Annotated in this window: 12 protein-coding genes and 1 tRNA gene; 3 read left to right on the forward strand and 10 right to left on the reverse strand. The window is 64.4% G+C overall.

Going from position 1 to position 14,784, the window contains the following annotated elements:
- Positions 1-10: 10 nt before the first annotated feature.
- Positions 11-1,021 carry an AEC family transporter gene (locus AC1DN9_RS26935; protein ID WP_478105057.1) on the reverse strand — a complete coding sequence of 337 codons (1,011 nt, stop codon included), beginning with the start codon at positions 1,019-1,021 and terminating at the stop codon, positions 11-13.
- Positions 1,022-1,150: 129 nt separating this feature from the next.
- Here AC1DN9_RS26935 and AC1DN9_RS26940 point away from each other — a divergent pair, with 129 nt between their 5' ends.
- From AC1DN9_RS26940 to AC1DN9_RS26950, 3 genes are read left to right on the forward strand one after another with little or no spacing between them, the layout of a single operon-like run.
- Positions 1,151-3,250: an ATP-dependent helicase gene (locus tag AC1DN9_RS26940; RefSeq protein ID WP_478105059.1), complete on the forward strand. Its 2,100-nt coding sequence runs from the start codon at positions 1,151-1,153 to the stop codon at positions 3,248-3,250.
- The gene (locus AC1DN9_RS26945) at positions 3,247-3,720 is read left to right on the forward strand and encodes a hypothetical protein (protein WP_478105061.1); all 474 of its coding nucleotides are present in this window, start codon (positions 3,247-3,249) and stop codon (positions 3,718-3,720) included. The genes AC1DN9_RS26940 and AC1DN9_RS26945 overlap by 4 nt, the downstream gene beginning before the upstream one ends.
- A complete protein-coding gene (locus AC1DN9_RS26950; RefSeq protein WP_478105062.1) occupies positions 3,717-4,859 on the forward strand; it encodes a phospholipase A in 1,143 nt (380 codons plus the stop codon). The genes AC1DN9_RS26945 and AC1DN9_RS26950 overlap by 4 nt, the downstream gene beginning before the upstream one ends.
- 16 nt (positions 4,860-4,875) lie before the next feature.
- Here AC1DN9_RS26950 and AC1DN9_RS26955 read toward each other — a convergent pair whose 3' ends face one another.
- The 9 genes from AC1DN9_RS26955 to rsmB form a co-directional block, all read right to left on the reverse strand.
- Positions 4,876-6,411: a DHA2 family efflux MFS transporter permease subunit gene (locus AC1DN9_RS26955; protein ID WP_478105063.1), complete on the reverse strand. Its 1,536-nt coding sequence runs from the start codon at positions 6,409-6,411 to the stop codon at positions 4,876-4,878.
- Positions 6,408-6,878: a MarR family winged helix-turn-helix transcriptional regulator gene (locus AC1DN9_RS26960; RefSeq protein ID WP_478105065.1), complete on the reverse strand. Its 471-nt coding sequence runs from the start codon at positions 6,876-6,878 to the stop codon at positions 6,408-6,410. Before AC1DN9_RS26960 ends, AC1DN9_RS26955 begins: the two co-directional genes overlap by 4 nt.
- Positions 6,879-6,946: 68 nt before the next feature.
- A complete protein-coding gene (locus AC1DN9_RS26965) occupies positions 6,947-8,149 on the reverse strand; it encodes an ammonium transporter (protein WP_478105067.1) in 1,203 nt (400 codons plus the stop codon).
- Positions 8,150-8,325: 176 nt separating this feature from the next.
- Positions 8,326-9,399, reverse strand: a complete 1,074-nt coding sequence (locus AC1DN9_RS26970; protein WP_478105069.1) for a glycosyltransferase — start codon at positions 9,397-9,399, stop codon at positions 8,326-8,328.
- Positions 9,400-9,597: 198 nt separating this feature from the next.
- Positions 9,598-9,673 (reverse strand) — tRNA-Phe (locus tag AC1DN9_RS26975).
- Positions 9,674-9,691: 18 nt separating this feature from the next.
- Positions 9,692-10,387 (reverse strand): response regulator, encoded by a 696-nt coding sequence (locus AC1DN9_RS26980; protein WP_478105071.1) that lies wholly within the window; start codon positions 10,385-10,387, stop codon positions 9,692-9,694.
- Between the two features lie 79 nt (positions 10,388-10,466).
- Positions 10,467-12,791, reverse strand: coding sequence for a sensor histidine kinase (locus tag AC1DN9_RS26985; RefSeq protein ID WP_478105073.1), 2,325 nt, complete (start codon positions 12,789-12,791; stop codon positions 10,467-10,469).
- Complete coding sequence (locus AC1DN9_RS26990) at positions 12,788-13,447, reverse strand: DUF4390 domain-containing protein (RefSeq protein WP_478105075.1); 660 nt, start codon at positions 13,445-13,447, stop codon at positions 12,788-12,790. The genes AC1DN9_RS26985 and AC1DN9_RS26990 overlap by 4 nt, the downstream gene beginning before the upstream one ends.
- Positions 13,398-14,747, reverse strand: coding sequence for a 16S rRNA (cytosine(967)-C(5))-methyltransferase RsmB (gene rsmB, locus AC1DN9_RS26995; protein ID WP_478105076.1), 1,350 nt, complete (start codon positions 14,745-14,747; stop codon positions 13,398-13,400). The genes AC1DN9_RS26990 and rsmB overlap by 50 nt, the downstream gene beginning before the upstream one ends.
- Positions 14,748-14,784 lie beyond the last annotated feature (37 nt).

Genomic DNA, 14,784 nt, shown 5'->3' on the forward strand with positions numbered 1-14,784 from the left:
CCAATCCTCCCTATCGCAACCAGCCCACCGCCAGCGGGAAGGTGAAAAAGGCCGCTGCCGTCGTCCAGAAAATGATCCGGGCAATGCGGTTGTTGTCGGCGCCGAATCGCTCGGCCAGCATCGACACGTTGCTTGCGCTAGGCAGCGACGCCACGAGGACGATCGTGACCAGGGCCGGTCGCGCCAGCGGCAGTCCGAGCGCCATCGCGCTGCGAGCGACGCCGTAGACCAGCAGCGGGTGTGCGACCAGCTTGATCGCGATCACCGGCAACACGTCGCGCAGCGGTGCCGGGTGCGGCGGTATCGACGCACTCCCCATGGCTTCGGCAACGGCCGCACTGGCCTGATGTTCGCGCGCCAGCAGCGCCGAGCGTGCGAGCACCGCACCGATGGTGAACAGCGCGACTGGCGATGCGGCCTCCGCCAGCATCGCGATGGTCCGATCGAGCGGACCCGGCAGATTCAAGTGCGTCGCGGAGGCCAGAACGCCGAGCAGGATCGCCCATGGCATCGGGTTCTGCAGAATGGCGCGCAGCGACTGCCGGATGGCCTTGGTGGCGCCGTGTTCGTCCGCGCCGTCGAGACGCGACAGGGCGATGCACAGCGACGACGTCACGATCATGTCGAATGCGATGCTGATGATCGTCGGCGTCGCCGCCTGTGCGCCCAGAATCGCCACCAGCAGCGGTACTCCCATGAAGCCGGTGTTCGGAAACGCGGCGACCAGTGCACCAAAGGCCGCATCGTTCCAGCCGATGCGCTCATTGCGGCTCACGGCTACCGTGGCGCCCACCACGATCAGGGCACTCACGCCCCACACCAGTGCGACGCCAACATCGAGCAACTGGTCGATGGGCGCGCCGGCGCCGAAGCGAAACAACAAGCACGGCAGCGCGAAATACAGGACAAAGACATTCAGACCCGGAATGGCCACCAGGGGCAGTGCACCGCCGCGGGCGGCCGCATAGCCGGCTGCAATCAATGCAAAGAAGGGAACGGTGACGAGGAAGATCTGAAGCACGGGGCGATTGTCCCTGCGCGGGCCTAACGCAAAAAGCAACGCCGGTCTAGCACATCTGCTGGGCCCGATGGCGGCCGGGCGCCCCGTATCATTGCCCGCTTTGCGCTTCCCGTTCTCCCGTCCCCCTCCATGTCTTCCGGTCTCAATCTCGCGCAGCAAGAAGCGGTCAACTACATGCATGGCCCCTGTCTCGTCCTCGCAGGTGCGGGTTCCGGCAAGACACGCGTCATCACCCACAAGATCGCACGGTTGATCCAGGCGGGGCTGGAACCCAAGCGCATCGCCGCCATTACCTTTACCAACAAGGCTGCGGCCGAAATGCGCGAACGCGCCAAGGGCCTCATCGGGCGCGATGCGAAACAAGTGGTGGTCTGCACCTTCCACGCGCTCGGCGTGCGCATGATGCGTGAAGACGGCGCCGTGCTGGGCTTGAAGCCTGCCTTCAGCATCCTCGACAGCGACGACGTGACGAAGATCCTCAAGGATGCGGGCGGCACCACGGATGCCGCCACCGCGCGCATCTGGCAGTGGACCATCAGCAAGTGGAAGAACATGGGCCTCAACGCCGCGCAGGCCGAAGCGCAGGCCGCCGACGACAACGAGCGCATCACCGCTCGCATCATGGGTCGCTACGAAGAGCGGCTCGTCGCCTACCAGAGCGTGGACTTCGACGACCTGATCGGCATGCCGCTCAAGTTGCTGCAGCAGTTCGATGAAGTGCGCGCCAAGTGGCAGGCGGCGCTCGGCCACATCCTGGTCGACGAATACCAGGACACCAACGCCACGCAGTACGAGGTCCTGAAGGCATTGGCCGGCGAACGCGGGCGCTTCACTGCCGTGGGCGATGACGACCAGTCGATCTACGGCTGGCGCGGCGCCACGCTCGACAACCTGAAGAAGCTGCCGGTCGACTACCCCACGCTCAAGGTCATCAAGCTCGAGCAGAACTACCGCAGCACGAGCGCGATCCTGCGCGCAGCCAACAACGTCATCGGTCCGAATCCCAAGCTCTTTCCGAAGACGCTGTTCAGCGAACTCGGCGAAGGCGAACCTGTTCGCGTCGTCGATGCCGACAACGAGGCGCACGAAGCCGAGCGCGCGGTCGCCCGCATCCAGAGCCTGCGTGCCGGCGACGCAGCCACGCAGGGCCAGCAGCACAGGGAGTTTCGCGACTTCGCGATCCTCTATCGCGCCAACCACCAGGCCAGGGTCATCGAGCAGGCGCTGCGCAAGGCCCAGATTCCGTACAAGGTCTCTGGCGGGCAGAGCTTCTTCGATCGCGCCGAAATCAAGGACCTGTGCGGCTGGTTCCGCCTGTGGGTCAACAACGACGACGATCCGGCCTTCCTGCGCGCGGTGACAACGCCGAAGCGCGGCATCGGACACACTACGCTCGCGAGTCTCGGCACCTTCGCCAGCCAATACAAGTTGAGCCTGTTCGAGGCGCTGTTCAGCCCTTCGCTGCCGAGCGTGATGCCCAAGCGCGCGCTGGAAGGCCTGCACGAGTTCGGCCGCTACATCAACGACCTGGAATACAAGGCGCGCCACACGATGGGCGCCGAGGACTCGCGCGCATTCCTTGGCGAATGGCTCAAGGAAATCGACTACGAGAAGCATCTCTACGACGGCGAGGACAGCGAACAGGCCGCGGCCAGCCGTTGGACCAACGTGCTGGAGTTCTGCGACTGGATGTCGCAGCGCTGCGGCGGGCAGATCGACGATGCCTCCGGAGCGACCGTCGAGAGCGAGCGCAAGAGCCTGCTCGAAGTGGCGCAGACCATCTCGCTGCTGTCCACGATCAGCGAACGCGAACAGGACCAGAACGTCGTCACGCTCTCCACGCTGCACGCGTCCAAGGGGTTGGAGTGGCCGCATGTAATGCTGATCGGCGTGACCGAAGGTTTGCTGCCCTTCAAACTCGACGACGATGGCGGCCGCCAGGAGAAGGTCAGCGAGAGCACGCTGGAACGCCTGCAGGAAGAGCGCCGCCTCATGTACGTGGGCATCACGCGCGCGCAACGCAGTCTTGCTGTGAGCTGGACCAAGCGACGCAAGCAGGGCCGCGAGATGGTCGCGGCGCAGCCGAGCCGTTTCATCGCGGAGATGGCACTCGACAAGAAGACCGCCAAGGAAGACCCGCGCGAAAAGCTCAAGGCATTGCGCGCGGAGTTCGCTCGAAAAGTCCAGGACAACGCAGCCGCAGCCGCGGCTGCCGCATCGGCACCATGAAGCGCACGATGTGGGTCTGGCTGGCAGTCCTCTGCCTCGCTTCAGGCGACGCCGCTGCCCAGAACTCGCCAGCACCTGCGCTCGCACAAGCTGCGAATTGCCCTGCGAACGGATCGGAGATGCCGCTCGAAGTGCTCTTCGGCGAATGGGAGGCACGCTTCGATGGCGTCCCTGGCGTTGCGAAGGTGCAGCTCACCAAGCACCCCGACTATGCGGGTGTGCGAGGCACTATCACGCGCAATGATGTCTCCCCCGGCATGGTCGCCCAACTCGCAGGCGACATCGACGACGAAGGCATGCTGAGCCTCGACGAATCGCTGGACGGCCGGGCCATCAGCGGTGTCTGGCTCGGCGAACTGGCGCCCGGATCTTGCGGCAAGCAATGGAGGGGCGTCTGGCGCAACGCCGCAGACGACAGCAATCGTCCCTTCACGCTGAACAAGGTTGGCAACTCGGGAACAGAACGATGAATCAACGCATCCTCTTAATCGCCGCGCTCTTCAACGGAATCGGCGCCACGGGCGCGATGGCGCAAGCCGTGGACAAGCCGCCGAGCCCGTTGGCCCAAGCGGAGTTGACCTGGCAGGAGTGCCAACGGCTCTCAGGGCCCGGCAACAGTGAGGCGCGGCTCGCCTGTTTCGATCGCTGGGCTCAGCAGCAAACCCTGCCGGCCGCCGCGGTGCCCCCGGCGCCGCCAGTGCTCGCAGAAACCCTGCCGCCGGTGGACGCCACGGTGCCGGCCACGCGAGTGATCACGCTGACCACCGAGGACGGCTGCCGCGACCGCCAGTACTCGCCGCTGTCGCGATTCTGGGAACTCGAAGCCGGCAGCAACTGCGGCACCCTCGGCTTCCGCGGTTATCGACCGCTCAGTGTGGGCATCGGTGTTGCGGCCCGGGACCCGGAAATCCCGACCTCGCCCGCACCCGACCATACAGGCGCCGATCGACCCTACCAGGCGCAGGACATGCGCATCGGCTTGTCGCTGCGCACCAAGCTCGCACAAGGGTTGCTCACCGGAGATGATCCGGTCAAGAAGGACGGCCTCTGGTTCGCCTACTCGCAGGCATCGACCTGGCAGGTGTTCAACGAAGAGCTCTCACGCCCGTTCCGCACCACGGATCATGAACCGGAGTTCATGTACACCTATCCGTCCGACTACAAACTACCCGGCGGCTGGCGTCTGCGCTACACCGGCCTGGGCTTGGTGCACCAGTCGAACGGCCAGGACTTGCCCTACTCGCGAAGCTGGAACCGTGTCTACCTGATGGCCGGTGCAGAACTTGGCGATCAGTTCGTCATTACCGGACGCGTCTGGCACCGCATCAAGGAAGACGCAGCCAATGACGACAACCCCGATATCACGAAATACCTGGGCAATGCCGACCTCAGGGTTGGCTGGCAGGTCGACCGAAGCAACCAGCTCGGGGTTTCGGTTCATGGCGGCAAGGGCGCCATCAAGCTCGAATGGCTGAAGGCGATCGGTGACCCTGTCCGGAGCAACCTGCGCTTCCAGACGCAGCTCTTCTACGGCTACGGCGACACGCTGGTCGACTACAACCGGAAGCGCACGGTGTTCAGCGTTGGACTGGCGCTGGTGGACTTCTGAGGCACCTGGTGCAGCACTAATGCGGCACTTCGACTGCCGCACCCGCAGTAGCCGCGTGACGCGGACTGCGGATGAGCAGCAGCAACGGGATCGCCGCCAGGGTGATGACCATCATGATCCCGAAATCGTCGAGGTAGCCGATCAGCACCCCCTGCCGTGTGACCTCGCTGTTCAGCATTGCCAGTCCGGCCGACGTGGCAGGGTTCAGCATCTGAGGCAGGTTGGCAAGAGCCTGATTGCCGGGGCCGACCGTCGCCGCCAGCGTGGCGTGGGCCTTGCTCGAACCCTCGGTCAGTAGCGCCTGCACGATCGAGATGCCGACGCTGCTGCCGATGTTGCGCAGCAGGCTGAAGATCGGCGTGCCCTGGTTGCGCAAGCGCGATGCGAGCGTCGCAAAGGTCGCCGTCGATAACGGCACGAAGGTGAATCCGATACCCAGGCCTTGGATGAATCCTGAAGTGACGATCAGCGTGCTGTCCATCTGCAGCGTCAGGCGGGTCATCTGCCAAAGCGAGAACGCGGTCAGACTGAAGCCGACGGCCATGATCGCGCGCACATCCATCCGCTGCACCAGCCGGCCTACCACGATCATTGCAATCATGGTCCCGATGCCGCGCGGCGCAGTGACCTGGCCGGTGTAGATCACAGGGTAGTCCATCAGGCCCTGCAGGAAGCTCGGCAGCAGTGCCATGGTGCCGAACAGGATCATTCCCACGATGAAGGCGAACAGCAGGCCGGTGACGAAATTGCGGTCCTTGAGCAGATCGCGATTGAAGAACGAGACACCTTGCACGGTCCACGTGTGGATCACGAAGAACGCGAAAGCGACCAGTGCGGTCACGGCTTCGAGCCGGATTTCCCAGGAGTCGAACCAGTCCATCTGCTCGCCGCGGTCGAGGAAGAGTTGCAGCATGCCGATCGCGATACTGAGCGTGACGAAGCCGAACACGTCGAGGCGCTCGCCCTGTGGACGGCTTTCCGGCAGATAGCGCACGATGCCCCAGAGCGCGAAGATGCCGACAGGCAGGTTGATGAAGAAGACCCATCGCCAATCGATGTTCTCGGTCAGCCAACCGCCCAGCAACGGGCCGAGGATGGGACCGACCATGATGCCCGCGCCCCAGATCGCCATGGCCTGGCCGACCTTCTCTCGCGGGTTGATGTCGAGCAGCACGGCCTGCGACAGGGGCACGAGCGCCGCGCCGAAGACGCCTTGCAGCAGTCGGGCTGCAACGATCTCGACGAGCGAATTCGCAAGCCCGCACATGGCAGACGCGATCGTGAAGCCAACGACCGAGACGATGAAGACCTTGCGCCGCCCCCAGTGCCCGCACAACCAACCCGTGAGCGGCAACGCGATGGCCGAGGCAACGATATAGGAGGTGAGCACCCAGGTGATCTGATCCTGAGACGCCTGCAGGCTGCCTTGCATGTGCGGCAGCGCGACGTTCGCAATGGTCGTGTCGAGCGCCTGCATGATGGTCGCGAGCATGATCGAGACCGTGATCAATCCGCGGTGCGCAATCGCGCCTTGCATGGAAGGTGTGGTCATTTGCCGGCTGCCGTGGCGTCGGCGTCCAGGGCGATCAGCCCTTCACGCGCCTTGCCGAGTAGGGTGAGGAGTTGAGCGCGTTCCGCCGGAGTCATATGCGCGAGCGCCCGGGCATGCAATGCGTCGCTGATGGTCAGCGCAGCATCGAGCGCCTCCTCGGCGCTGGGCGCCAGATGGACTTCATTGATGCGCCGATCACTGGCGCTCGGCTGGCGATAGACCCATCCCGCGGCTTCGAGCCTGTCGCACAGGCCGCCCACCGCCATCGCGCTCAGGTCGAGGCGCTGCGCCAGTTCGGCCTGCGAAAGCGGACGCTCATCGCCGTGCATGGCCAGGACCCCGAGAACACGGCACTGCGCACGTGACAGGCCGATTCGCTCGCGCGACAGGCGGTCGAACTGCTCGCCATATCGCTTGGCGACGTCGTTGACCAGGAAGCCGAAGCGCTGGGAAAAGTCTCTTTTCATAAGCGCCGTGATTATAAATATGCTTATGAATTCCGTCCTGGCGACAGGGGGACGGCTCCCGAACGGGACTACCAGGTCGGTTCGCGTTCCGGTGTCGCCGTGATGTGATGAATCGACAGATCGGCGCCGTCGTATTCCTCTTCCTGCGACAGCCGCAAGCCGAGCGTCGCCTTGAGCGTGCCGTACACGGCGGCGCCAGCCAGCGCAGCCCAGACCACACCGATCGCGACGCCGATCGCCTGGGCGGTCAAGCTCACGCCGCCGATGCCGCCCAGCGCCTTGCTGCCGAAGATGCCCGCCGCAAGACCACCCCAGGTGCCGCACAGGCCGTGAAGGGGCCAGACGCCAAGGACGTCGTCGATCCGCCATTTGTTCTGAGTGAGCGTGAACATCACCACGAAGATCGCCCCCGCTGCGCCGCCGACGACCAGCGCCCCAAGCGGGTGCATGACGTCGGAGCCGGCGCACACGGCCACCAAGCCAGCCAATGGACCGTTGTAGACAAACCCTGGATCGTTCTTGCCCAGCGCCAGCGCCACCAGCGTGCCGCCCACCATGGCCATCAACGAGTTCACCGCGACCAGGCCGGAGATCTTGTCGAGCGTCTGCGCGCTCATCACGTTGAAACCGAACCAGCCAATGCACAGCACCCACGCGCCCAGCGCGAGAAAGGGGATGTTCGATGGCGGATGCGCGCTGAGAGAGCCGTCGCCTCGATAGCGATTGCGACGCGCCCCCAGCAGGAGCACCGCGGGCAGCGCCAGCCATCCGCCGACCGCGTGGACAACCACCGACCCCGCAAAATCGTGGAACTCACTACCGGTCAGCGACGCGATCCAGCCCTGGATGCCGAAGGCCTTGTTCCAGGCGATACCTTCGTAAAGGGGATAAACAAAGCCCACGATGACCGCCGTTGCGATCAGTTGCGGCCAGAACTTGGCGCGCTCCGCGATCCCACCGGAAATGATGGCAGGAATGGCGGCAGCGAACGTCAGCAGGAAGAAGAACCGCACCAGTTCGAAGCCGCTCTTGGCAGCCAGCGCTTCGGCCCCGACGAAGAAGTGCGTGCCGTAAGCCACGCCGTAGCCCACGAGGAAATACACGACTGTCGACACCGAGAAGTCCACGAGGATCTTCACCAGCGCATTGACCTGATTCTTCTTGCGGACCGTGCCGAGTTCGAGAAAGGCGAAACCGGCATGCATGGCGAGAACCATGACGGCGCCCAGGAGAAGGAACAGCGCATTCGCGCCCTGTGTTAGTGCGTCCATGAAAACTTGCGGGAGATTTGGCTTTGAAGTGGTGCAATTCGCCGCTTTTGTGCGAATGCACAACGACCGCAAGCAAAAGTGGTGCCGACTCGGCGCGACCATGGTGCCGAATGGGTCCAAATCACAGCATGCCGCACCGAAATGGCACGACTGTGCCAACACACGCACACGCCCTGTCAGTCAGCGACCGTATGCTCGATCGCTTCCCGAATGCGCCGGAACACCCTGGGGCTGCTGAAGTTCTGAACGGATTCACGCACGGCGTCGCTCGACGGCAGCAGAGTGCGGTCGCTGGCGAGGCGCTGGATGCGTTCGCTCAAGCCTCGGACATCGCCGACCTCAAACAGCCATCCGTTCTCGCCCGGACGGACGATGTCGCCAGGTCCGGACGGGCAATCGCTCGCGATGCAAGGAATGCCGCGCGCCATGGCCTCGATCAGGACAAGCGGAAAGCCTTCATAGGATGAACAGAGAACGAGGGCGTCGGCCTCCCGGACCGCGCACCAGGGCTCAGTCTGGCGGCCGAGCCAATTCAATCGATTCGAGATGCCCAACTGCTCCGCCAGCGACCGAAGCTCCGCGATCTCAGTCTCGGGGCTGCCGGAGCCGATGAGATCCAGTTGCCAGTCGGCCTGCACCTGCGCCAGCGCACGCAGCAGATCGTCCGTACGCTTCTGGTCGCCGCGCATGAGGCGTCCGACATGAAGCAGGCGCAGTGGGCCTTGGTCAGATCGAGGCACCGGCGTGACCGAGTCCATGCGTGTACCGTTGTAGACCAGATGCACCGCCTCGGGCCGCACGCCTGGGACGTGTTTGGTTGCGTCCGCGATCTGAGGACTGATGCAGAGATGTCCATCCGCCAGCCTAAGGAGCTCGGTTCGCTGCCGGTGCGCCGTCGAAAAGTGCAACCACGCCAACACCGGCCGCTTGAGGCGCGCAATCCACAGTCCCAATTTCACGAGTAGAAGCGTGGAGCTGTAGATGACCACGACTGCGTCCGGCAGTTGCTTCTTGCACGTGCGGATGAAAACGGGCAAGCCGCGGAGCATCTGCCTTTTCAGAGATGTCGAGCCGTTCTCGACTTCGGAATATGCGATCCCCTCGTGCCACTTGGCATCACGAACGCTGGGGCATAGCGCCAGCACGCGAACGCGATCACCGTTGGCCTGCGCCTCCTCCGCAAGCGACCGCACGCAGACTTCGATGCCTCCCAGGCCGGACAGGGTACCGACGACGACAAGAATTTCCATAGGTGCACGTGACCCGCATGCGGTTCATGTGCAGCGAACCTAGCGTTTGCGGCGCGGCGCGAACGTCGGACGCGAAGGCGCCGCCGTGTCAGCCAATTCATCGGCACCAGGATTGGGACTCGGCACCAACGCAGCCAAAGAGTGCAATACACGTAGAAACGCCCCAGAACCCGAAACGGGCGCTGGGGCGCATGAATTTGGTGGCCTGGGGCGGAATCGAACCACCGACACGCGGATTTTCAATCCGCTGCTCTACCAACTGAGCTACCGGGCCATTGTGTGCAGCCCGCGATTATACAGTGCTGCGGCGCCCCCTCGACAGATCGACGCCGAGTTGCTTCAGTTTTCTGTATAGATGGGTTCGTTCGAGGCCGGTCTTTTCGGCCACGCGCGTCATCGAACCGTTTTCCATCGCGAGGTGGAACTCGAAGTACGCCTTTTCGAAGCCGTCGCGCGCATCACGCAACGGTCGATCGAGGTCGAAGCTCTGCGTGGCCTGTGGTCCCAGTTCAGCAGGTGACAACTGCGGCGCGGCAGGCACCAGCGCACTGTCGCCTATCGTCGTGACCACCGCCGAGAAGCTGCTCGCCGGCGGCACGACGCTGGCAGCTGCACGACGGGCGTTTTCCCGGGCCAGGCCCTGCTCGACGGCCTTGAGCAACTTCTGCAGGGTGATCGGCTTTTCGAGGAACGCAAAAGCGCCGATGCGCGTGGCGTCGACGGCGGTATCGATCGTGGCGTGACCGCTCATCATGACGACCGGCATACTCAGAAGGCCGGCCGCGGACCATTCCTTCAGCAAGGTCACGCCGTCGGTGTCGGGCATCCAGATGTCGAGGAGAACCAGGTCAGGACGTGCACGCTGTCGCGCGGCGCGCGCTTCAGCTGCGTTCTCGGCGAGTTCCACGTTGTGGCCTTCGTCATTGAGAATTTCGAAGAGCAGGTCTCGGATACCCAGCTCGTCGTCGACCACGAGGATGTTTGCCATGTGTGCTTGAGATGTGCGCCGATGTTTGTGTAGTTAGGGGTGTCTTCGCTGCCTGTTCCGAACCGAGCATCCTGTGTGCTCAGGTGACAGACGACCTCGAATCCTCGGTGTGAGCAACCGCTCCCTGCGGTCCTCCCGCAAGCGCGAATGATAACGAGACTTGCGCGCCAACCACACCCCCATCAACCATACGATTCGAAAGTTCGATACGCGCCCCGTGCTCGTCGGCAATTTTTTTGACGACGGCCAGACCCAACCCGGTCCCCTTGGACTTGGTCGTGACGTAGGGCTCGAAGGCGCGCTTGAGGATGTGCTCGGCAAAGCCTGCTCCGTTGTCCTGGACGGTCAAGCGCACGCGCTGGCCCGATTCGCTGAGCCGGGTCCGGATGCTGACTTCGCCCGCATGCCCCGTCCGCGCGGCGTTGACTTCGGCCGCATCCTGGGCGTTTTGCAACAGGTTGTGAATGACCTGCCGGATCTGCTGCGCGTCGGCGCGAATGGGCGGGCAGCGGTCATCCAGCTCGGGATGCAATGGGACAGCAGAACTTTCCGAGGGGTAGAGATGCAAAACGTCTGCCACCAACGCATTGAGATCCACGGGTTTCAACTCGGCCGCGGGCAGGCGTGCGTAGTCTCGGAATTCATTGACAAGGCGCTTCATCGCGTCGACCTGATCGACGATGGTCTTGACCGACTTCGCAAGTACCGCCTGCTCGGGAGGCGCCACCTTGCCCGAGAGCTTCATTTCAAGCCGCTCCGCCGAAAGCTGGATCGGGGTCAGCGGATTCTTGATTTCATGGGCCAGGCGGCGCGCGACCTCGCCCCAAGCCTGGGCGCGCTGCGCCGACACGATCTCGGAGATGTCGTCGAACACCAGCAGTCTCGTCGCGCCTGGCAGTTCCGCTCCGCGCGCCACGATGTTGATGGCGTCCTCGGACATCGCGTCGCCCTCCGCGTGAAGTTCGAATGCGTGCTGCCAATGATCGAGCCCGTGCTGCAGGCGTTCCACGTCGAAGTCGTCGAACTGCTGTTGCACACTTTGCGCGAATTCGGACAGGCCCGGTACGTCGGACAGGTGTTGACCTTCGTAGGCCGCCAGCGGCGCGCGCAGCACGCGTGTGGCGCCGGGATTGGTCGAGACGATGACGCCGTCGGCGTGAAGCACGATCACACCCGAGGTCAGGTTGTCCAGGATCGTTTGAAGGTTGGAACGTGCGGCATCCAGTTCGCCCATGGTTTTCTCGACCGCACCTCGTGCATCGGCGAGTTGCTGCGTCATGACGGCGAACGAGCGCGTCAGGCCACCGAGTTCGTCCTTGCCCTGCAGAACGGCAGTGGGTCGCAGATCCCCGCCCGCCACCTGCCGCACGCCATCGGCCAGCACCAGAAGCGGCCGCGCAAGCTGATTGCCGAAGAGCACGGCGAGCAGCACGGCACCAAACACGGCGAGGAACAATGTCAGCGTGAGGGTGCCGATATACATCCGGCGCAGACCTTCGCGAGCGAGCGCCCTTTCCTGATATTCGCGGTTCGCCTCCTGCACGGCGAGCGCGTTGGCGACGACTGCGGGCGGAAGCGGCTGGGTGACCTGCAGGAAGCGGGGTTCTGTGTTGAATTCGAAGCCCTGCCTTTGCACCAGCGCGATGGCCCGCACGCTGGCCGGAGGTGGCGCCGCCGCGCCCGGCGCCGGCGCCTCGTCGAGACCTTCGATGTGGGCGATGGCTCGATCGGCACGCACCTGCCGCAGTTGCTGTTGCGTGGGCCGCTCGGGGTTGAGCTGAAAGCGTGATGCGCCCGCCCCGGCCACCAATTGGCCGTTGCCGGTCCAGAGCACGACGTCTGTGGCACCCAACTGGTCGCGGATGCGTTCCAGCACGAGGCCGGCGCCTGCGTCCGACACGTTGGCCAATTGCCCGCTGGCGGTCTTCGTCTTGCTCATGAGGTCGTCGGACAGCGAATCCAGCGTGGCGCGGCCGAGGTTCAGGCCCGCATCCAGCGCACCCTCGACCTTGACGTCGAACCAGCTCTCGATCGAACGCGCGACGAACTGATAGGACACGACGTAGACGAGCATGCCCGGCACGACGCCGACAAGCGCGAAGATGGCAGCCAGCTTGATCAGGAGGCGACTGCCGAACTTGCCCTGGCGCAAGCGGCTCAGAAGCCGGAATGCGACCCAGCCGATCACGAGGATCAGCACCGCCGCCACAACGACGTTGATATAAAAAAGCCGTGCGTAATTGCGCTCGTAGAACGCGCGGTTGTTGGTGGCCTGCGCCAGCAGGAACATCAGCACCAGGCCGATGGCTGTCACCATCGCCGCACCGACGCCAATGGCCCATCGAACCGCACGCGAGCGGCGCGCCGCCGGCGACCGGGAGCGGCCGCGCGCTTCGGTGCTCACTTCGCCTTCTCCAGCGGGAGCCGCGTGCTCTTTTCGACGGAGATGTTCCAGTCCGACTGACCGAAGGCGCCGATTTGAAAGGGACGCGGCAGCTGTGAAGTGTCGAGGCGAAATCGGAACATCACCGGATGGGTCGGCTCATCACCGATCTCGGAAACGTCGCCCAGCCGCATGCGCCCCACCCGGCGCACGCCATCGAGGGCATCGGCCAGGGTCTCGAAATTCTGGTTCAGCGAAACGCCGAAGCCAGCGTTGGTGATGGGTACGGGTGACACGTTGAGGCGCCAGCGGCGGCTAAGCGGCTGATAGGCCAGCCGCATGTACCGCGAAGCCTGTGCAACTTTGAGATCGGTCCAATACCAGCGTTCCCGGTAGAGCTCGGCCTCGGCCACGAAATAGACGGCGATACCCTTGTCGAGGACTTCCTCGACCAGCGGCGGGAGTTCGAATTGAACTTGGGCGCTGAGGTAGACGCCGTCGTCCGCCTCCTCGAGCCGCATCTGGGTGACGGATGTGCTGTGCGTGTCCGCAGCGGCCGGCCCGGGAAACCAGGCCAGGACCCAGACGAGCACCAGCAACACGGCCAGCCAGGTCGGGGAACGTTTGTCAGCGCTGCAGCTTCTCGAGCAGGGCGTAGAAGAAACCGTCGTGATCACCCAACGGATTGTCCGGGACGCCACCCGCATTCACCCCGCTTTGGGGTAGCAAATGCCCCGGCGAGGGCAGTAAACGAGCGTCGGTGTTGTGCGCAAGGAACGCCTCAATCTGGTGCGAACCCTCTTCGCGAAACACCGAACAGGTGCAATACAACAGGCGCCCACCCGGCCGGACCAGCGGCCAAAGGGCTGCGAGCAGCATCGCCTGCTGCAACGCGAGCTGCCCGATGTCGCTCTCGCGGCGCAACCAGCGCACGTCCGGGTGCCGCCGGACGATGCCGGAAGCCGTGCACGGCGCGTCGAGCAGGATGGCGTCGAAGGGCACACCATCCCACCATCCCGCCGGACGCGAAGCGTCCGCAACGACGACTTTGGCACTCATTCCAAGCCGTGAGAGGGTTTCGTCGATGCGCCGGCTGCGCGCTGCGTCCACCTCGAGGGCGACGACGTCAAGGTTTCCGGGGGTACCGGTCTCGAGCAGATGGGCCGTCTTGCCACCCGGCGCGGCACATGCATCCAGCACGCGCAGCGGTGTCGACCTCTTGCCGAGGCCATTCAACAGGAGGGGCGCAGCGATCTGAGCTGCGGCGTCTTGCACCGAGCACTCGCCTTCAACGAATCCCGGCAACTGCTGTACCGGCCGCGCACGCGTGAGCTGGATGCCGCTGGCACCGACGGGAATGCCGTGCAACCCCGCGGCTTCCAGTGCACGCAGATAGGACGCGACATCGGTCTTGCGGGCGTTGACGCGCAATGTCATTGGCGCCTGCGTGTTGTCCGCGGTCAGGACGCGTTGCCATTCACGCGGATGGTCGCGCTTCAGGCGCTCGATCCACCAGCGCGGGTGATTCCATTGGGCAACCGGCTCGTGCTCGGTGGCCGCGACCAGGTCGTCGCGTTCTCGCAGGAATCGCCGGAGGCAGGCGTTGATGAAGCTCGCTTGCGCCCTCGTACCCGGATTGCGCTTCGCCGCCTCGACGGCCTGGTCGACCAGGGTAAAGGGTTCGTAGGGGGATCGCTCGGCGTCCCACGCCAGCGCGAGCGCAGTGCAAAGCAGCGCGTCCGCCGCTGGAGGAGGCGTTCGCTTGGCCAGATGGCGGCGCAACGCCTCGGCACGGCCGAGCCAGCGCAGCACCTGGAAGCCGAGCGCCTGCACGCCCGGCCGCAGGGCTGGCTCGATCGCCGCGAAGGCGACAGAACCGGAAACTCCGGCACGGATCGAAGCGAGCGCCGTGGCAACCAGTTGCAGCTGGCGCCAGAGCGGCGGCGATGCGAAATTGGAATCTGGAAGGTCTGGCAAATTGGGTCGATGGTAATGGGGTGATGCGTCAGCAGCG

The sequence above is a fragment of the Variovorax sp. 05L425 genome, from assembly GCF_056397705.1.

Excerpts from the sequence above, each read along its gene's own strand:
- AC1DN9_RS26940 (WP_478105059.1), top strand. The coding sequence starts at position 1,151 with ATGTCTTCCGGTCTCAATCTCGCGCAGCAAGAAGCGGTCAACTACATG.
- AC1DN9_RS26945 (WP_478105061.1), top strand. The coding sequence starts at position 3,247 with ATGAAGCGCACGATGTGGGTCTGGCTGGCAGTCCTCTGCCTCGCTTCA.
- AC1DN9_RS26950 (WP_478105062.1), top strand. The coding sequence starts at position 3,717 with ATGAATCAACGCATCCTCTTAATCGCCGCGCTCTTCAACGGAATCGGC.
- AC1DN9_RS26955 (WP_478105063.1), bottom strand. The coding sequence starts at position 6,411 with ATGACCACACCTTCCATGCAAGGCGCGATTGCGCACCGCGGATTGATC.
- AC1DN9_RS26960 (WP_478105065.1), bottom strand. The coding sequence starts at position 6,878 with ATGAAAAGAGACTTTTCCCAGCGCTTCGGCTTCCTGGTCAACGACGTC.
- AC1DN9_RS26965 (WP_478105067.1), bottom strand. The coding sequence starts at position 8,149 with ATGGACGCACTAACACAGGGCGCGAATGCGCTGTTCCTTCTCCTGGGC.
- AC1DN9_RS26970 (WP_478105069.1), bottom strand. The coding sequence starts at position 9,399 with ATGGAAATTCTTGTCGTCGTCGGTACCCTGTCCGGCCTGGGAGGCATC.
- AC1DN9_RS26980 (WP_478105071.1), bottom strand. The coding sequence starts at position 10,387 with ATGGCAAACATCCTCGTGGTCGACGACGAGCTGGGTATCCGAGACCTG.